12 protein-coding genes (1 of these 12 cut by a window edge) are annotated in these 19,190 nt (G+C 75.9%); 1 reads left to right on the plus strand and 11 read right to left on the minus strand.

Going from position 1 to position 19,190, the window contains the following annotated elements:
• The 9 genes from HA073_RS13385 to HA073_RS13425 all read right to left on the minus strand — a co-directional run.
• Positions 1 to 887 carry the 5' end (the start) of a lantibiotic dehydratase gene (locus tag HA073_RS13385; protein WP_113974322.1) on the minus strand. It extends 1,429 nt beyond the left edge of the window, so the window shows 887 of its 2,316 coding nt (coding positions 1-887); its start codon is at positions 885 to 887; the stop codon falls past the left edge of the window.
• Positions 884 to 4,393, minus strand: coding sequence for a non-ribosomal peptide synthetase (locus HA073_RS13390; RefSeq protein ID WP_166456519.1), 3,510 nt, complete (start codon positions 4,391 to 4,393; stop codon positions 884 to 886). The genes HA073_RS13385 and HA073_RS13390 overlap by 4 nt, the downstream gene beginning before the upstream one ends.
• Entirely contained in the window at positions 4,390 to 6,042 is a 1,653-nt protein-coding gene (locus HA073_RS13395) for a polyketide synthase (protein WP_166456520.1), read from the minus strand. Before HA073_RS13395 ends, HA073_RS13390 begins: the two co-directional genes overlap by 4 nt.
• Positions 6,039 to 8,402, minus strand: coding sequence for a non-ribosomal peptide synthetase (locus tag HA073_RS13400; RefSeq protein WP_166456521.1), 2,364 nt, complete (start codon positions 8,400 to 8,402; stop codon positions 6,039 to 6,041). The genes HA073_RS13395 and HA073_RS13400 overlap by 4 nt, the downstream gene beginning before the upstream one ends.
• The gene (locus tag HA073_RS13405; protein WP_166456522.1) at positions 8,399 to 9,754 is read right to left on the minus strand and encodes a DUF6002 family protein; all 1,356 of its coding nucleotides are present in this window, start codon (positions 9,752 to 9,754) and stop codon (positions 8,399 to 8,401) included. Before HA073_RS13405 ends, HA073_RS13400 begins: the two co-directional genes overlap by 4 nt.
• A complete protein-coding gene (locus HA073_RS13410) occupies positions 9,751 to 10,902 on the minus strand; it encodes a potassium transporter TrkA (protein WP_166456523.1) in 1,152 nt (383 codons plus the stop codon). The genes HA073_RS13405 and HA073_RS13410 overlap by 4 nt, the downstream gene beginning before the upstream one ends.
• The gene (locus tag HA073_RS13415) at positions 10,883 to 13,528 is read right to left on the minus strand and encodes an amino acid adenylation domain-containing protein (protein WP_309228017.1); all 2,646 of its coding nucleotides are present in this window, start codon (positions 13,526 to 13,528) and stop codon (positions 10,883 to 10,885) included. The genes HA073_RS13410 and HA073_RS13415 overlap by 20 nt, the downstream gene beginning before the upstream one ends.
• Positions 13,525 to 14,487, minus strand: coding sequence for a class I SAM-dependent methyltransferase (locus HA073_RS13420; protein WP_223201121.1), 963 nt, complete (start codon positions 14,485 to 14,487; stop codon positions 13,525 to 13,527). The genes HA073_RS13415 and HA073_RS13420 overlap by 4 nt, the downstream gene beginning before the upstream one ends.
• A 212-nt stretch (positions 14,488 to 14,699) precedes the next feature.
• Positions 14,700 to 15,464 (minus strand): thioesterase II family protein, encoded by a 765-nt coding sequence (locus tag HA073_RS13425; protein WP_240925724.1) that lies wholly within the window; start codon positions 15,462 to 15,464, stop codon positions 14,700 to 14,702.
• A gap of 283 nt (positions 15,465 to 15,747) precedes the next feature.
• Here HA073_RS13425 and abc-f point away from each other — a divergent pair, with 283 nt between their 5' ends.
• Positions 15,748 to 17,385, plus strand: a complete 1,638-nt coding sequence (gene abc-f, locus HA073_RS13430) for a ribosomal protection-like ABC-F family protein (protein ID WP_166456525.1) — start codon at positions 15,748 to 15,750, stop codon at positions 17,383 to 17,385.
• A 16-nt stretch (positions 17,386 to 17,401) separates the two neighbouring features.
• On the opposite strand, the gene HA073_RS13435 is transcribed toward abc-f, so the two are convergent.
• Together HA073_RS13435 and HA073_RS13440 are read right to left on the minus strand one after the other, a co-directional pair.
• Positions 17,402 to 18,424: a sensor histidine kinase KdpD gene (locus tag HA073_RS13435; RefSeq protein WP_064446287.1), complete on the minus strand. Its 1,023-nt coding sequence runs from the start codon at positions 18,422 to 18,424 to the stop codon at positions 17,402 to 17,404.
• Positions 18,421 to 19,134 carry a response regulator transcription factor gene (locus tag HA073_RS13440; RefSeq protein WP_140946063.1) on the minus strand — a complete coding sequence of 238 codons (714 nt, stop codon included), beginning with the start codon at positions 19,132 to 19,134 and terminating at the stop codon, positions 18,421 to 18,423. The genes HA073_RS13435 and HA073_RS13440 overlap by 4 nt, the downstream gene beginning before the upstream one ends.
• Positions 19,135 to 19,190: the final 56 nt, after the last annotated feature.

Raw genomic sequence — 19,190 nt, forward strand, 5'->3', positions numbered from 1 at the left:
AGCGCCCGCGCGCGGCACTCCCGGTCACCGATCGCGGCGATCCGCTCCCGCAGGTGCTCCTGCGCGGCGAAGCCCTGCGGCAGGTCGAAGTCCCAGCGCAGCAGCCCTCGCTCGACGAGCTGCGCGAGCAGCAGGAACCCCTCTGCGGCGCGGCGCACACCGGTCTGCCCGTCGCGCACCAGGTCGTCGACGACGTCCCGGGCCGGGCGGGTGCCGTCGCACCGGCACAGCGCGATCGACTCGCTCAGCGACACCGGTTCCGGGCGCTGGGCCGGCCGGTGCACGACCCGGTCCGCCAGGTGGACGTGCGGCGCCCGGACCGGGGCCAGCCACTGCCGGACCTGCGGGTCGGCGGCCAGCCGGTCCGCGTACGCGGCGAGCGCCCAGTGTTCGAGGTGGACGGCGCGGCGGCGGAGCAGTCCGGGGCCGGGCACGGCGGTGACGCCGGGCGCACCAGGTGCCACGGTGCCCCAGCACACCGGCCCGAAGAAGCCGATGGTCTCGCACTTGGCGACGTAGCGCTGCCAGTACCCGGCGACGACGTTCTCCCGGCCCCGGCGGCGCACGTTGCGGGGTGCGTCCGGGCCGTCGCGGAGCAGCCCGTCCAGCGCCACCAGCGCCTCCGGGTTCTGCCAGGCGACGGCCTCACGGAACAGCGGGTCGGCGGCGATCCCGCACAGCGCCGCCGACGACGCCCGGACGGCGGTGGCGTACGCGGCGCTGAAAGCCGTCTCGTCCAGCTCGCCGGACAGATGCCGGTCGGCCGCGTCGGCGCAGTCCGGCGCGGCGAACCGGTCCAGTCCGTCGGCGGGGAACCCGGCGCTGCGCAGCAGCACGTCCCGCCACACCGACCAGCCGGTGTCGCCGAGGGGGACCAGGTACGTCACCGCGGCTCCTCCTCCACCACCGGGCGGCGCTGGACCCGCTGGCGGCGTAGCGCGCCCCGGCGCGCCGCGCGTTCCACCGCCTCGTCCTCGGCGTCCTCGCCGGACGAGGGCGCACCGAGGCTGTCCAGGTGCGCGGCGAGCGCGCGGACGGTCGGGTGGTGGAACAGGTCCACGACCCGCAAATTCGTGCCGAGCAGCCGGTTGAGCTGCCGTTGCACGACCGCGACCGCGAGCGAGCCGCCGCCGACGTCGAAGAAGCTGTCCGTCGCGGCCACCTCCGGTACGCCGAGCACGTCGCACCAGACCGAGGCGATCCGCCGCTCGGTGGCGGTGGCCGGGCGGGCGGCGGGCACCCCGGCGCGGCCTCCGGCCCGGTTCACCCGGGCGGCCCGGGGCACGTCGTCGGCCGTTCCGGCCGGGACGGCGGTCCAGGCGGGCAGCTCGGCCACCGGCCGCTCCGGGTCGGCGACGCCGGCCCGCAGCAACCGCTCGACGTCGGCGAGCACGTCGGTGATCAGGGCCTCGCCGTAGACGTCCGGGTTGAAGACGATCTCCACGCGCAGCCGCCCGTCCCGGGTGATGCCGTAGAGCGTGAGGTCGAACGGTGAGCCGGGTGCGGGCACCGGCACCGGCTCGGCGGACAGTCCGGCCAGGTCCAGCCGGGGTTCGTCGAACGTGTACATGTTGAACAGCACCTGCACCAGCGGGCTGCGGTCGAGCAGGCCGCCCAGCCCGAGGCCGCCGACGATGCGTTCGACAGGCGCCTCCGGGTGGGCGAGCGCGGCGAGCAGTTCCTCCCAGGCGGCGCGGACGTGCGCGGCGAAGCCGGCCCCGGGCGTCCGGCGCAGCCGCAGCGGTGCGATCTCGATGAAGAAGCCGACCATCGCCTCGAAGTCGGCGGCCCGCCGGTCCACCGTGGGTGTGCCGACCACCAGGTCGGGCAGGCCGGTACGCCGGGCCAGCACCAGCGCGAACGCGGCGAGCACGGCGGCCGCCGGGGTCGCGCCGAGCCCGGCGGCGAGGTCGGTGAGCGCGGCAGTGGCGGCCCGGTCCAGCCGGGTACGCACCGTCGCGCTGGTGTACGTCTGTTCGGCCGGCCGGTCCCGTCCACCGGGGAGCCGCAGCACGACCGGCGCCCCGGTCAGGTGGTCCAGCCACCAGTCGAGGTCGGCGGCGGCGCGGCGCCGGGCACGGTCGGCGCGCCAGGCCACGTAGTCGCCGTACGTGGCGGGCAGCGGCGGCAGCGGCGGCCCGTCCCCGAGCACGGCCCGGTACGCGGCGGCCAGGTCGGCGTAGAACAGCGACTGCGACCAGCCGTCGAACACGGCGTGGTGGGCGTAGACGGCCAGCACGTGCTCGCCGTCGCCGGTGCGGATCAGCTCGGCCCGCCACAGCGTGTCGGTGCCCAGCGCGAACGGTGTGGCGGCGCTCGCCGCGAGGTGGCCGGCGAGATCGGTGCCCGGGGCGAGGTCGCGTACCGGCAGCGGCACCGGTGTGGACGGGTCGGCGACCGCGTACGGCACGCCGTCGCGCTCCGGGATGCGCCAGCGCAGGATCTGCTGCCGGTCCGCGACGGCGGTGAGCGCCGTGGCGAGCGCCGCCACGTCGAGCGGGCCGGTGATCCGTTCGGCGAACGCGACGTTGTACGCCGACGCGGCGGCCGGGAAGTAGCGGTCGAGGAACCACAGCCGCTGCTGCGCCGGGGACAGCGCCGGTGGCCGTCCCCGGACGACCGGGGCCGGGCCGGTTCCGGCGGCTGCGTCGGCGCGGGCGGCGATGCCGCGTGGCGTCCGCCCGACCAGCACGTCCTCGATGGCGAGGTCGCGGCCCAGCCGCTCGCGCAGGTCGGCGACCAGCCGCATCGCGGTGATGGAGTGCCCGCCCTGGTGGAAGAAGTCGTCGTCGCGGCCGACCGCGGGCACGTCCAGCAGCGCCGCCCACGCCTGCGCGACGAGGCGTTCGGTGTCGGTGGCGGGCGGCTCGCCGGACGGCACGGGGGCCGGTCCGGCCAGGTCGAGCGCGGCCAGCCGCTCGGTGTCGATCTTGCCGTTGATGGTGATCGGCAGCGCGGGCATGGTGTGCATCCGGGCCGGTACGGCGGCGGGCGGCAGCAGCCGGGCGCAGTAGTCACGCAGCTCGGCGGTGTCCAGGCCGGTCGCCACGTACGCGACGAGTTCCTGACCGCCGGCGCCGGCGCGGACCTGGACGCTGGCCAGGTCGACGTCCGGGTGGCGGCGCAGCACCGCCTCGACCTCGCCCAGTTCGATCCGCTGCCCGCGGATCTTCACCTGCCGGTCGGCCCGGCCGAGGAACTCCAGGCTCCCGTCCGGCAGCCACCGGGCCAGGTCACCGGTGCGGTAGAGCCGCTCCCCGGGCTTTCCGGAGAACGGGTCCGGGAGGAACCGTTCCGCCGTGCGGGCGGCGTCGAAGAGGTATCCGCGGCCGAGCCCGGGCCCACCGGCGAGCACCTCGCCGATCTCCCCCGGGCCGACCTCGCGCAGCTCGTCGTCGACCAGGTGGATGCGGTGGTTGGCGGCGGGCCGGCCGATCGGGATGGGCCGGGTCCAGTCGCCGCTGCCCTCGAACCAGGTCACCAGCACCGTCGCCTCGGTCGGGCCGTACACGCTGACGAAGCGGCGCCCGCCGGCGGTCCAGCGGCCGACCTGTTCCGGGCCGGTGGCCTCGCCGCCGGTGACGACCAGCCGCACGCCGGGCAGCCGGACCGGGTCCAGCAGCGGCAGGATCGGCGGCGGCAGCACCACCACGTCGACCGCCTGCTCGGCACAGATCCGGTAGAGCCGGGTCGGGTCGGCCCGCTCGGCGTCACCGGCGAGCACGACGGTGCCCCCGGCGGCGAGCGGGGCGAGCATGTCGACCACCGACGCGTCGAACCCGATCGAGGCGAACGCCAGGCACCGGGTCGCCGTGTCGAACCCGGAGAACTCCGCGATCGAGGTGACCTTCTCGGTCAGCGCCCGGTGCTCGATCACCGCGCCCTTCGGCTGCCCGGTCGACCCGGACGTGAACATCGCGTACGCGGTGGTGCCGAGCGTCGCCGGTGTCGGCTGCCAGGGCGCGGTGCCGGTGGGGACTTCCAGCACGGTGCGTCCGGTGAACGCCTCGGCGGCGGGCGTACCCACGACGACGCGCAGCCGGGCCTCGGCGGCCAGCTCGCGCAACCGTCCGGGCGGCAGCGCCGGGTCGAGCGGGACGTACCCGGCGCCGGCCGCCTGCACGCCGAGCAGCGCGACCACCAGGTCCAGGCGACGGTCCACGCAGACGCCGACGAGGTCGTCCGCGCCGATGCCGTGGGCGCGCAGCGACGCGGCCAGCGCGGCGGCCCGGCCGACCAGGTCGGCGTAGCTGAGCGTCAGGTCGCCCTGCACCACGGCCGGGGCGCCGGGACGCCGCCGGGCGTGCGCCGCGACCAGGTCGGGCAGGCACACCTGCGGGTAGGGCAGCTCGGGACCGACCTGCTGGTCGCGCTGATCGTCGCGGACGGTCATCGTCGTGCCTCGATCCAGTGCCGGGTCCGCCGGAACGGGTAGCCGGGCAGCGGCACCCGCCGGCCCGGCGGGACGGCCGGCTCGTCACCAGCGCGCCAGGCGCGGACTGCGGCGTCGTCGTCGGAGGCCGGGTCGCCCGCCGCGAGCGCGGTCAGCCGGCGCACCGCCTCCTCCGCGTCGGCGCAGGCGACCGCGTCCCGGTACGCCAGCCGCCGCCGTCCCACCGCGAGCGTGTGCGCCACGTCGGCCACCGCCAGGTCGCCGTCGGCCAGCCGGAGGGCCAGCCGCCGGGCCAGTTCCCGCAGCGCCGCCGGGCTGCCCGCGGACAGTCCCAGCACCACCGGGCCGGGTGCCCCGGCGTCCGGCGCGTCCGTCGCGGGCGCCGGCTCGACCAGCACGTGCGCATTGGTGCCGCCGAGACCGAACGAGCTGACGCCCGCGCGCCGCTCGTAGGCCCACGGCCGAGTCTGCGCGTCCACCTCGGCGCCCGCGGCGGCCAGGTCGACGTCGTCGTGCGCGCCGGTGAAGTGCGCGGTACCCGGCACCTGCCCGGTGCGGACCGCGTACACGGCCTTGATCAGGGAAATCACGCCCGCCGCGGCGTCCAGGTTGCCGAGGTTGCCCTTCACCGAGCCGAGCAGCAGCGGAGCGCGGGCGCCCCGGCGTACCCGGGCCAGCGCGTCCACCTCGATCGCGTCGCCGACCGGCGTGCCGGTGCCGTGCCCCTCCAGGTAACCGACGTCGACCGCGTCCCAGCCGACCGACGCCAGCGCCTCCGCCATCACCGCCGCCTGCCCGGACACGCCCGGCACGGTGAAGCCGGGCCGGTCGGCGCCGTCGTTGTTCACCGCCCACCCGGCGAGCACGGCGTACACGTGGTCGCCGTCGGCGCGGGCGTCGGCGAGCCGCTTCAGCACCACCGCCCCGGCGCCGTTGCCGAACACCTGCCCGGTGGCGGCGGCGTCGTACGGGCGGCACACCCCGTCGGTGGCCAGCAGCCCGCCCGGCCGCAGCCGGTAACCGGCCTGCCGCGTCGAGACCACCGCAGCGCCGCCCGCTATCGCCACGTCGCAGCGGTAGTCCAGCAGGCTCTGCCCGGCCTGGCACACCGCGACGAGCGAGGTCGAGCAGGCGGTCTGGACCGCCACGGCCGGGCCGGACAGCCCCAGCGCGAACGCGGTGCGCGTCGGCAGATAGTCGCAGCCGGAGCCGGTCAGCGCGTCGTCCCAGTCCTCGGCGAGCGTGCCGGCCGCCGGGGCCAGCGCGGGGTTGCCGAGCAGGTGGTGGTGCAGGTAGCGGCTGGGCGCGCATCCGGCGAACACGCCGATCTGGGCCGGGTCGCGGTCCGGGTCGATCGCGGCGTCCTCCAGGGCGTGCCAGGCGACCTCCAGGAACAGCCGGTGCTGCGGGTCGAGCAGCGCCGCCGCCGCGGCGGGATAGCCGAACAGGTCCGCGTCGAAGCCCTCCAGGTCGTCGAGCCGGCCGAACGCCGACACCCAGTCCGGTCCGCCCGGCGCGCCCTCCCCGGCCGGGACCCGGCGCACCGAGTCCACCCCGGACAGCAGGTTGCGCCACAGCGCCGGTGCGTCGTCCGCGCCGGGCACCCGGCAGGCCAGGCCCACCACCGCGATCCGGTCGTCCTCGCTCACGCCCGTCCCTCCCCGCCGCCGGCGGCCCGCGCGGCGGCACGGCGGGCCATCCGGCGTCCGACCGCGGTCAGCCGGCCGTCCTCCGGTACGCCCGCGGCGTCCCCGGCCGTCTCCAGGTACGCGGCCAGCGCCGCCACCGTCGGGAACTCCACCAGCCGGGCCAGCGGCACCCGGCGGCCGAGGTGTTCCTCCAGGTACCCCTGCACCAGGGCGAGCTGGAGCGAGTGCCCGCCCGCCTCGAAGAAGTTCACCAGGCGGCCCACAGTGGTCAGTCCGAGCACCGTGCACCAGCCCGCCGCGATGGTCTGCTCGACCGGCCCGGCCGGCGGTCCCCCGGCATCCGGGCGGTCGGCGGCCGGCTGCCCCGCGTGCGGCCCTCCGGCGGCCGGGTGGCCGGCGTCCGGGTCGGGCAGGGCGGCCTGGTCGAGCTTGCCGGTCGGGCCGATCGGCAGCTCCGGCACCGCCACCACCGCCCGGGGCACCATGAAGTCCGGCAGCACACCGGCCAGCCGTTCCCGCAGCGCTCCCGGCTCGACGACCGTACCGGCGGCGCCGACCACGTACGCGACGATCTCCTGCTCGCCCGCGCCGGACGCGCCGCGTCGCGCCACCACCGCCGCGTGGGCCACGCCGGGCAGCGCCGCCAGGCACGCCTCGATCTCGCCCACCTCCACCCGGTAGCCGCGGATCTTCACCATCCGGTCGCCGCGGCCCAGGTAGACGAGCGTGCCGTCGGGCAGCCGCCGCGCGATGTCACCGGTCCGGTACGCGCGCACCCCGTCGTGCTCGGTGAACCGGGCCGCGGTCAGCTCCGGCAGGCCCAGGTAGCCGAGCGCGACGTGCGGGGTCCGCACGACCACCTCGCCGGTGAGGCAGGCGGGGCGTCCGGCCGGGTCGGTCAGCACCACCTCGACGCCCGGCAGCGGGTGCCCGATCGGCACGACTGCGCGCCCCGGGTCGGCGTCCGGCGGCAGGTGGTGCTGCGCGGCGAAGCTGATCTCGGTGGTGCCGTACCCGTTGACGAACACCACGCCCGGCGCGAACGCCCGCCGGGCCAGCGTCACGTCGTGCCGGGTGACCTCCTCGCCGCCGAGGACGACAGCGCGGACCGACGGCAGCCGCCCGTGCTCGCCGAGGCTCGCCATCACGTACCGGAAGACGGTCGGGGTGGAGTGGTAGACGGTGACGCCCCGGCCGGCGAGCGCACCGGTGAGGTGGCCGAGGCCGTGCGTGCGGACGTCGACCGGGACGGCGGCGGCGCCGGACAGCAGCGCGCCGAACGTGTCGGTGACCGCCATGTCGTAGCCGAACGAGGTGAGCACGCTCGTGCGGTCGTCCGGCCGGACGGCGAAGTTGCGCACGTGGTTGCGGACGCCGAACAGCACGTTGCGGTGGCTCTGCACCACGCCCTTCGGCTTCCCGGTGGACCCCGAGGTGTAGAGCACGTACGCCGGGTCGTCCGGGCGCGCGGGCCCGGCCGGCACCGGCACGCCGGCGTCGCCCCGGCGCAACGACACGACCGGCAGCTCCAGCCCGGCGGCGGCAGCGAGCGTGGCGGCGCGCTCTTCGTGGCCGGGGTCCGCGACGATCGCCCGGACGCCTGCGTCGCGCAGCATCGCGGCCAGCCGGGCCGCCGGGTACGCCGGGTCCAGCGGCACGTACGGCGCCCCCGACGCCAGCGCCGCCAGGATGCCGGTGATCGTGGCGACGCCGTGGCGGCACAGCACCGCCACCGGCGCCGTGACGTCACCCGGCCCGGCCAGCGCTTCGGCGGTCGCGGCGACTGCCGCGCCGAGTTCCCGGTAGGTCACCGTCGCGTCGTCGGCGAGCACCGCCGGCCTGTCCGGGTACGCCCGCACCGCCGCGGCGAACGCGGCCGGGATGGTGTCGCCGCGGACCCGGCCGGCCTCGGTGCCGTCGCCACCGTGCAGCCGCCACAGGTCCGGCGCCGGACGCCGCTCGTAGCGGGCCGACGGCAGCAACCCCGCCGACGAGGCGTCCGGGTCCAGCGTGGACAGGACGTCGGCCAGGTCGGCGCGGAGGTCGTCGGCGTACGCGGCGGGCAGCCCGGAGACGGTGACGCCGACCAGGTCGGGGCTCACCTCGACGGTGGCGTCGACCGGGTGGTCCGGCGGCGCCGGGCACAGCGACCGGCACAACTCCCGGATCGGCGCGTCGGCGGTCAGGTCGAGCGTCACCGGGTCGTCGCCGTGCCGCAGCGTCACCGCGGGGGCTCCGGTGTACCGGCGTACCACCAGGGCGGTGGCGGTGAGGACGACGGCGGCCGGGTCGACGCCCGCGGCGCGCGCCCCGGCGGCGACCCGCGGCGGCAGGCCGAGCGGCTGCGGAAACGGGCTCACCGCTGGTCCAGGACGGCGGCGACCACGTCGGCGAGCGTGGACACCTCGGCGTCGGCCTCGGCGATCCGGAAGTCGTCGCAGTAGCTGCCGGTGCCGTGCACCACGATCTCGTACCCGGCCGGCACCAGGCCCCGGTCGACGGCGTTGCAGACGCCGGTCAGCGCCATCAGGATCGACCACTCCCGCAGCCGGGCCGGGTCCTCGGGCAGCGTCAGACCGGCGGCGGAGAGCCACTGCCGGGCGACCGGATAGCGCCGCACGCACTCGCGCCGCGACACCACGATGCCGTCGCCGCCGTGCCGTCCGATGAGCGCGTTCATGGCCGGGGAGGTCACCGGGCGATGGGTGTAGAACGTCGGGTCGAGCACCTCGGCCGGGTCGTCGGTGACGGCCGGGAAGCGCAGGTCGGCGTCCTGCGTCCAGACGCCCCGGCTCTCGTCGAGCGTGTACGCCGGGCAGTGGTCCCGCTCGAACGAGCCGTGGCGCAGGCTGAGCACCATGTCCGGCGTGCCGAGGTGCTGCACGAGCAGGAAACCGGGCCGGTCGGCCGGGTCGGCGTCGCCGGCCGCTTCCAGCACGTCGCGGCCCAGGTTGTAGCCGAGCAGGCCGAACGCGCTGGACACGGCGTGCGCGTGCCAGCGGGAACCGGCGGCGGGCGACACGTCGGCTTCGAAGGCGGCCCGGGCGGCGTCGGCGACCAGGTAGTTGCGCAGGTCGAGCGTGTACCAGAGGGTGATGCCGCGCTTGTCGTACGCGGTGGCCGCGTACTCGTCGACGAACGCCCGGCCGAGCGCCTTCACGCCCTCCGGGTCCGCGCCGGTGTACCGCAGCAGCGGGTTCAGCGCACGGGTCGCGGGATCGTCGGCGAGCGCGTCGTGGCGGAACTTGTGCCGGGTCGCCGCCGGCGCCAGCACCACGATGGACAGCTGCTCCGGGGTCACCAGCCCGGCCGCGTACGCGCGGGCCACCGAGTCGCGCAGCGCGACGCCCTTGTTGCCGGAGGTCGGGGTGACGATGCACAGCCGCTCGCCGGTACGCCGGATGTGCTCCACCGCGCGGGCGACGATCACCATCGAGGCGAACGTCTTCGTGGTCCGGGTGCCCGGGTTGGCGGTCAGGTCGAGCATCGTCAGGTCGTGCCCGCCGTAGTGGCCCAGCGGGGACCAGCTGACCGTGGCGGCGGCGTAGAACTCGCGTACCTGCGGGGTCAGCTCGGGCAGGTCGAAGCCGGGCGCGAAGCCGGGCGTGCCGGGCGCGTCGCCGGGGACCGCGCCGCATCGGCGCACCGCCGACGCGATGACGTCGTAGTAGTCGGTGATCATGTTGCGGGTGGCCGGGGTGGTCACGGTCATCGGGCTTCCTCCAACACACTCCGGGCCGGCGCCGGCGGCACCGTTCGCAGATGGTCACGCAGGGCGGTGAACCGGCAGGCGATCTCGGGCAGCTCGCTCGCGTGCCAGCCGCCGGCCAGGTCCGGCCGGTACGCCGCCAGTGCCGCCCGGGCGCGCTCCGGGTAGCGGACGTGGCCGCCGCCGACCTCGACGCCGTCGCGGCGTCCGGCGGCGGTGTTCCAGGCGACCGCCTGCGCCATGGGCAGCTCGGCCGGCAGCCGCAGCTCGGTCCGGCCGCCGGTGAGCCGGACCGGATAGCCGCCCGGCAGTCCCAGTGGCCCGGGCAGGCTCGCCGTCACCTCGTCGCCGGTGGCGAGCGCCGCCACCAGGGCGGCCCCGGCGTGCCCGGCGAGCGCGTTCAGCTCCGGCCGGGGCAGCGCGCGGTAGCCGGCGAGCAGCCCGGTGACGTCCGGGACGGGCCGGCCGTCCAGCCAGGCGCGTACCTCGGCGGTGTCCTCGTCGTCCGGGCCGGGCGCGGCGAGGTGGGCGTGGTGGCCGAGCACCGCCAGGCGGCGCTGGCCGGGACGGCCGAGCGCGGCGTCCAGGCACGCGGCGAGCGTCGCCACGTTGCCGATGCCGCAGCGCACCGGCAGGTCCCGCGCGGCGAGCAGCGGGTTGACCGCGTCCGGGAACGCGCCGTTGACGAGCGTCGCGCCGGGCGCGCCGCCGGCCAGGGCGGCGGCCAGCCGGGACACCAGCTCGGCCTGCAATGCCAGCGTCACGCCGAAGCCGGCCGCGGCGATCAGATCCGTCCAGGCCGACGGCGCCGCCGCCCGCTCGTACGGCGACTGCGCGGACGCGGCGCAGACCAGCACGTCGGGCCGGAGCCGGGCCATCGAGGCGGCGTCGGCGGCGTACCCCTCCCCCGGGTCGGCGCCGGGTTCGGCGGTGAACGGCCGGGCGGTGACGGCGACGGGGGTTCCGGCGACTGTGGCGCGCACCCGCGCGGCGCGGGCGAGCGCGAGTGCCGCGTCCGGGTCGCGGGCCAGGACCGTCACGCGCAGCGGCGCCGGGGTGGGCGTCGCGGCCAGGGCGTGGCACAGCGAGCGGGCCAGCCGGCCGGCGCCCACCACGACGACGTGCCGCGCGTCAGCGGACCGGGCTGACATCGCGTCCCGCCTCCGTGACCCGGTCGACCCAGTCGGCGAACGACCCGGCGCGCAGGCAGCTCGCCGGGGACACCTCCAGCCCGGCCATCTCCCGTACCCGCAGCGCAATCCGCAGCGCGGTCAGCGAGTGCCCGCCGAGCGCGACGAACGTGTCGTCGTCGTGCACCGCGTCGACGCCGAGCGTGGCCCGCCACGCCTCGCGCAGCCGGTCGGTGAGGGCGCCGTCGCCGGGTTCCGCAGCAGGCCCGGTAGGCCGGGGCGGTGGTGGTGGCAGCTCCAGCCGGGCGACCTTGCCGTTGGGCAGGCGGGGCAGCCGGTCGAGCAGGACGATCTGGTCCGGGCGCATCGCGGGCGGCAGCGCCGAGGCCAGGTAGCCCTGGAGCAGCCCGGTGGTCAGCAGGTGGTCGGCGGGCTCGTCCCGGGGCGTCGCCGCGGGCGGCGGGTCCTGCGGCCGTACGGCGTAGACGTAGCTGACGTCGGCGTCCGCGCCGACGTTCCAGTCGCCGATGTCGTTGACCTCGAACCCGGCCGCGCACAGCAGCTCGCGCACCAGCGGCGTGGTCACGCTGCTGCGCTCGACCTCCAGGCAGACCTGGCGGATGCGGGGCCAGTGCTCGGGGCGCAGCCCGCGCAGCACGCTCAGCTCGGCGCCCTCAGTGTTGATCTTCAGCAGGTCGACGCGGTCCAGCCCGAAGCGGTCCAGCAGGTCCGACAGCGTCACCGTCGGCACCACGTGCGCCACCGGGGCGAGGCGGCGGCGGGCGTCCGCGAGCAGCGCCGCCTGTTCGGTCTCGTCGGCGTCGCCGCCACCGTTGCGGTAGTGCGACCGGACCAGGTCGGAGGCGACGCCGGCCCGGTCGGCGCCGAGGCCGGACAGGTAGCTCAGCTCGGGGAACGAGGTCAGCTCGGCGGTGCCCGCCGCGTCGGTCACGGCGGCCTCGACGACCGACGCCGACCCGGCGTAGAGGCCGAGGTTGGCGCGCAGGTACGGCAGGGTGTCCGGGTTCGGTTCGACCGCCACCAGTCGCACGTCGCGCGCCTGCCGGGACGCCCAGAGCGAGAACAGCCCGATGTTGGCGCCGACGTCGACGACCACGGCGCCGTCGCCGACGCGGACGCCGAAGCGGGCGTACTCGGCCTGGTCGAAGATCTGCCGGTAGAGGAAGACCGCCTCGTCCGGCGACGCCGCGGTGACCGCCATGCCGTTCGGCAGCGGGAAGCGCGGCAGCCCGCCGACCGCCGGGGCCTGCCGGGGCTGCGGCACCACGTACCCGACCAGGCGGGGGCCGTCGTCGGTGTCCGGGACCGTCACCACCACCGCGTCGTGCACGGCCGGATGCTCGCGCAGCACGGCGGCCACCTCGCCCGGCTCCACCCGGACCCCCCGGATCTTGACCTGGTCGTCGGCCCGGCCGCGGAACTCCAGGAAGCCCTGCGGCGCGATCCGCACCAGGTCGCCGGTGCGGTAGAGCCGCGCGCCCGGCCGCGCCGGGTCGGCGCGGAAACGTTCCGCCGTCCGCTCGTCGTCGCGCAGGTAGCCCAGCCCGACCGCGACCCCGCCGATCCACAGCTCGCCGGTCCCGCCCTCGGGCACCGGGCGCAGATCGTCGTCGAGCACGTGGGCGGTGACGCCGTCGATGATCCGGCCGATCGGGGCGATGCTGCCCGCGTACGGCTCGGCGCAGTCCCAGTAGGACACGTTGATCGACGTCTCGCTCGGGCCGTACCCGTTGAACAGCCCGCACGGCAGCACCTCGCGCAACCGCCGGACCAGCCGCATGTCCAGCGCCTCGCCGCCGCACAGCACCCGCCGCAGCGTGAGGCAGCCGGCGAACTCCAGCTCGTCGAGCACGTGCCGCAACATGGTCGGTACGAAGTGCGCGGTGGTGACCGCCTCCCGCTGGATCAGCCGGACCAACCCGAGGCTGTCGAACTGCAGGCCCGGCCCGGCGACGACCACGGCGCCGCCCGCGATCAGCGGGGAGAGGATCTCGTGCACCGACGCGTCGAATCCGATCGACGCCTTGTGCAGCACCCGGTCGTCGGCGCCGAAGCCGAACCACTCGTGACCCCAGGCCAGCCGGTTGACCAGCCCGGCGTGGTGCAGCACCACGCCCTTCGGCCGGCCGGTGGAGCCGGAGGTGAACAGCACCAGCGCGGCGTGCTCACCCGGCGGCAGCCAGCCGGTGCGATCGGTCAGGTCGGCCATCGACCCGGCCCGCGCGGTACGCACGTCCCGCCACCCGGTCGACGCGGGCGCGGCGACGGCGGGCGGACGGTCGGCGTACAGGACGAGCCGGGGCGCGGCCGCCGCGAGCATCTGCTCGGCCCGGCCGGAGGGCAGCTCGGGGTCGACCGGCACCGCCACCGCGCCCACCGCGAGCGTCGCCAGCAGCGACGTCACATAGTCGGCGGACCGGTGCAGGTAGAGACCCACCAGGTCACCCGGCCGCACGCGGGCGCGGCGCAGCAGCTCGGCCGTCGCGCCGACCCGCTCCCACAGCGCGGTGTAGCTCAGCTCGCCGTCCGGGCCGACGATCGCGGGCCGGTCGCCGCCGGCGCCGGCGGGCCGGTGCACCAGGTCGATCAGGTAGCGCGGGCCGGTCAGGTGGCTCGGGCCGGTCACGGCGCTACCTGCGTCCTCGTCGCGACCGCGACGATCGCCATCCGGGGCACCTCGGCCACGAACTGCCCGTCGGCCCGGTAGACCAGCGGACGGGCCGGCAGGTCGTCGCGGCCGATCCCGGCCAGGTAACGGGTGTGGTCGAAGTGGCGGGTCAGCAGCTGCCACACCTCGTCGTCGGTGAGCGTCGCGAAGTAGTCGCGCACGCCGTACATGTCGCCGACGTAGTCGCGCATGCCCGCGGACGCGGACTCGGCGCTGTCGGCGCGCACGATCAGCGGGTCGTACAGGTCGAGGACGCGTACCGGCAGCCCGGCCGCGGTGAACAGGCCGGTCAGCTCGGCGCGGCTGAAGTGCCGGTAGTCGTGGCCGCCGGCGGCGTGCGGGTGCACCACTTCGCCGAAGAACCCGGCCATCGGGCTGGACTCGTCGAAGTCGTGCAGCACGATCCGGCCGCCAGGTCGGACCACCCGGGCCGCCTCCGCGACCGCCTGCGGCCGCCGGGCCGCCGGGATGTGGTGCGTGCCGTACGCCAGCAGCACCGCGTCCACGCCGGCGTCGCGCAGGAACAGGAAGTGCGCGGCCTGGCGGACGGCGGGCAGGCCGTGGGCGAGCGCCTTGTCGACCATGTGGCCGGACAGGTCGCCGGTGATGAATGCGAGTTTGGACTCGAAGCAGGCCGACTGGCTGCCCGCAGCGCGGGCCACCGTGCCGTCGCCGCCGAGCACGTCGAGGATCAGCGTGACCGGAGCGGCTGCGTCCGGCGTGGCGAGGTCCAGCAGCCGCCGCATACCGGTCCAGCGGACGAGCGTGTCCCGCTGAGCCCGGCGATAGGAATCGCCCCGGCCGGTGGAGTCGGTGTCGAACTCGCTGACCGTGCCGGCCAGTTCCGCGAGGGCCGCGTCCGCGCCGGGACGGCCGAAGTCGAGCAGCTCGCGCAGTTGCGGGTGGAGGGTCGCCACGGTGTGCAGGTAATCGCGTAGGACCAGGGACGGAAGGTACGGCCGGCTCATGAACACCTCGGCGCACGCGACAGTATGCCGCCTCGTCAGCGACGTCCCTTCGGCGAACGGATGGCGAACTTTAACACCGCTTCTCGGCCACTCACCAGGTCGAATACCGGACATTGTGGAAGGTCCGGCGCGGGTACGAGTCCTTACCTGCTCTTTGTCGCTTATTCCGCCACAGGGGTGTGACTGACGACGATGTGTCGCATTAGGTCGATGATTTCCGGCAGATGGTCGGTAAGGAAGAAATGCCCGCCGGGAAACACGTGCCATCGCGGCTCGGTGACACATTCCCGGGCCCACCCCGCGGCCCGTTCCGGGTCCACGTGCTCGTCCCCGTCGCCGAGCAGCACGTGCACCGGCACCTCCAGCGGCGGCCCCTGGCGATAGGCGTACCGCTCGGACAGCGCGAAGTCGGCCCGCACCCCGGGCAGGATCAGCTCCATCAGGTCGCGGTCGGCCAGCAGCGCGGCCGGCGTGGCCCCGAAGTCGCGCAGCGCGTCGATGAGACCGGCGTCGTCCAGGTCGTGGACGCGCCGCCGTACCAGCCGGGTCCCCGGCGCCTCCGCGCCGCCGACCAGCAACGCCAGCGGTGCGGGCACGCCCCGGCGGCGCAGCTCCCGGGTCACCTCGAACGCCACCAGCGCCCCCAGGCTGTGGCCGAACAGCAGGAACGGCCCGGACGCCCGCTCGGCGACGGCCGTCGCCAGCGCGTCCACCAGTTCCGCGAGGTCGTCCACCGGTGGCTCGTGCAGCCGGGCGCCCCGGCCCGGCATCAGCGCGACCTGCACCGACAGCTCCGGCGCGGCCAGTTCCCGCCACTGCGCAAAGGAGGCGGCGACGCCGCCGGCGTACGGGAAGACGAACACCTGGGCGTCGCCGGTCGAGGATCCGGCCGGCCCGAACCAGCGGCTCGCAGTCACCTGGGACATGGCCAGGAGCATAGGGCGCACGGCGCGGCGGACCGCCGCGCGGACGCCGGTCCGGCACGCCCGCGCCGGGCACCGGCCGGTGCTACGGTGGACCGGAGTGATCCAGTGGCGATCAGGCAGGCAGGGAGACCAGACATGGCGGGTGACGACGACATCTCCGGGTGAGACCGGACATGTGACCGACCACAGGCAGGCACCGTGGTCGCGTCGTCGTACCCCGAGACCGTGTCCCCCGCCGGGCGGCTGAGGTCCGCCCGCCCTCATCTTCGAGGTCGTCCTCCTGATGTCCGATTCCTTCGTCGTCTGCTCGAACCTGACCTTCTCCTGGCCCGACGACACTCCGGTCTTCCAGAACCTCTCCTTCACCCTCGGCGCGGGCCGGACCGGCCTGGTCGCGCCGAACGGCGCCGGCAAGAGCACGCTGCTCAAGCTGATCGCCGGTGAGCTGCGGCCCGCCGCCGGGTCGGTCACGGTGCACGGTGTGCCGGGCTACCTCCCGCAGAGCCTGCCGCTGTCCGGCGACCTGACAGTGGCGCAGGTGCTGGAGATCGCCCCGCTGATCGCGGCGCTGCACGCCATCGAGTCCGGCGACGCCGACGAGCGGCACTTCACCACCATCGGCAACGACTGGGACATCGAGGAGCGCACCCGCGCCCAGCTGGACCGGCTCGGCCTCGGCGACCTCGCGCTCGACCGGCGGCTGGACACCCTCAGCGGCGGGCAGGTCGTCTCGCTCGGCCTGGCGGCGCAACTGCTCAAACAGCCCGACGTGCTGCTGCTCGACGAGCCCACTAACAACCTCGACCTCGACGCCCGGCACCGGCTCTACGACGTGCTGGAGCAGTGGACCGGCTGCCTGCTGCTGGTCAGTCACGACCGGGCGCTGCTGGACCGGATGGACCGCATCGCCGAGCTGGACCGCGGCGAGGTGCGGTTCCACGGCGGGAACTTCACCGCGTACGAGGAGGCGGCGCGCGCCGCGCGGGAGGTGGCGGAGAAGAACATCCGCAACGCCGAGCAGGACCTCAAGCGGGAGAAGCGGGAGTTGCAGGAGGCCCGCGAGCGGGCGGCCCGCCGGGCCGGCAACGCCGCCCGCAACCTCAAGAACGCGGGGCTGCCGAGGATCGTCGCCGGCGGCATGAAACGGGACGCGCAGGTGGCCGCCGGCAAGGCGAACGAGATGCACTCCGGGCGGGTGGACGACGCCCGGGCCCGGCTCGACGAGGCCGAGCGGGCGCTGCGCAACGAGCAGAGGATCTCGGTGGAGCTGCCCGCCACCGAGGTGCCGGCCGGCCGCACGCTGCTCACCGCCGAAGGAGCGCAGATCCGGTACGGCGACCGGCAGCTGTTCGCCACCGGTGGCGTCGACCTGACGATCCGGGGACCGGAGCGGATCGCTCTGCTCGGCGGCAACGGCGCGGGCAAGTCCACGCTGCTGCGCCTGATCAACGGCGACCTGGAACCCGAGCAGGGCCGGATCAGCCGGGCCGACGGCCGCATCGCGTACCTGTCGCAGCGCCTCGACCTGCTGGACTCCGACCGTACGGTGGCGGAGAACCTGGCCGCGTTCGCGCCGCAGGCCCCGGACGCGCAGCGGATGAACCTGCTGGCCCGCTTCCTGTTCCGCGGCCCGCGGGCGCACCTGCCGGCCGGGGTGCTCTCCGGCGGCGAGCGGCTGCGGGCGACGCTGGCCTGCGTCCTGGGCGCCGAACCGGCCCCGCATCTCCTGCTGCTCGACGAGCCGACGAACAACCTCGACCTGCTCAGCGTCGCGCAGTTGGAGAGCGCGCTGAACGCGTACCGGGGGGCGCTGCTCGTGGTCAGCCACGACGAGCGGTTCCTCGCCGCGATCGGGGTCGACCGCTGGCTGCGGCTCGCCGACGGGCGCCTGACGCAGACCGGTCCCCCGGACGCCGCCTGACCGGGCGCGGCGGCTGTCAGGCGGGCGGGAGGCGGACGACGAACCGGCAGCCGCCGGTGACGTTGTGCGCGTGCACCCGCCCGCCGTGCGCCTCGACCAGGCCGCGCACGATCGCCAGGCCCAGCCCGCCACCGGCCGGCGCCGGCTGGTCCGCGCCGGCCGGTGTGCGGGCCCGGGTCCCCCGGAACGCCACGTCGAACACCCGGGGCAGGTCCGCCTCGGGGATGCCGCCGCAGGTGTCGGAGACGGCGAACCACACGTCGCCCTCGTCGTGGCCGGTGTCGACGCGCACCGTGCCGTCCGGCGGCGTGTACCGCACCGAGTTGACGAGCAGGTTCGTGACGACGCGGGCGAGTTCGGCCTCGCCGGCCCGGACCGTGGGCCAGCCGGTCTCCGGGGCGAGCACACGCACCCCCCGGTCGGCGGCCAGCGGCGCGGTGGCGGCGATCGCGTCGGAGACGACGTCGCCGAGCGGCACCGGGGACAGCGCGGGCCGCAGCGCGCCCGCGTTGATCCGGGACAGCTCGAACAGGTCGTCGACCAGGCGCGTCATCCGGTCGGTCTCGACCCGGACCCGGTGGTGGTACTCGGCCACCGTCACCGGATCGTCCACCACCCGGTCCTCCAGCGCCTCCGCCATCGCCCGCAGGCCGGCCAGCGGTGTCCGCAGGTCGTGGGAGACCCAGGCGACCAGTTCGCGGCGGCCGGCCTCCAACTGCCGTTCCCGCTGCCGGGCCTGGTCGGCCCAGACCGCCGCCCGCGCCAGCCGGCGGGCGAACGCCACACCGACGGCCAGGCTGACCGCCGCGGACGCCGCGACCGTCACGAGGACCACCTGCAGGTCGTGCGCGGACAGGAACATGGCCTGCGCGACAGCGGTGACGCCCGCCGTCACCGAGGCGATCGTGACCGCGAGCAGCACCGCGATGTGCGCGAGGATCGACCGGCGGCGCACCAGCCGCAGCGCGCCCACGCCGAGCGCGCCGACGACCGCGCCGGCCAGCAGGGCGTAGGACCCGATGACCAGCAGCTCGCTCACCGGGACCCCAGCGGCTCGTAGCGGTAGCCGACGCCCCACACGGTGACGATGCGGCACGGCTGCGCCGGACGGTCCTCGATCTTCTCCCGCAGCCGCCGGACGTGGACGGTGACAGTCGACTGGTCGCCGAAGCGCCAGCCCCACACCCGGTCCAGCAGTTCGGCCCGGGACCACGCGCGACCCGGGTTCGCCAGCAGGAACGCGAGCAGGTCGAACTCCCGCACGGTCAGCGCCAGCGGCTCCCCGCCTCGCTCGGCGACCCGCCGGCCGGCGTCGACGGTCAGGTCGCCGTCGCGCAGCACCCCGGCCGGTCCCCGGTCGTCGCGCGCCGTGCGCCGCAGCACCGACCGGATGCGCAGCACCAGTTCCCGGGGGGAGAACGGCTTCGTCACGTAGTCGTCCGCGCCGACCTCCAGCCCGGCGACCCGGTCGGCCTCGTCGCCGAGCGCGGTGAGCATGACGACGGGCAGCCCCGGCAGCCTCCGCCGCAGCCGCCGGCACACCTCGATGCCGTCGAGGCCCGGCATCATCAGGTCGAGGACCACCAGGTCGGGCGGCTGCTCCCCGGCCGCGACGAGCGCGTCCGCCCCGTCGAAGGACAGCCGGACCCGGTAGCCGTCCTGTTCGAGATAGCGGCGGACGACGTCGCTGACCGTCCGGTCGTCGTCGACGACGAGCACGTAGCGCTCCATGGGCCCGACGCTACCCATCGGCGTCCCGGCGCGGCGGCCCGCGGTCGGGCCGTAAGCGGACGGAAAGATCCTCC

Source organism: Micromonospora sp. CMU55-4 (assembly GCF_011602315.1).
Classification (GTDB): Bacteria; Actinomycetota; Actinomycetes; order Mycobacteriales; family Micromonosporaceae; genus Micromonospora; species Micromonospora chalcea.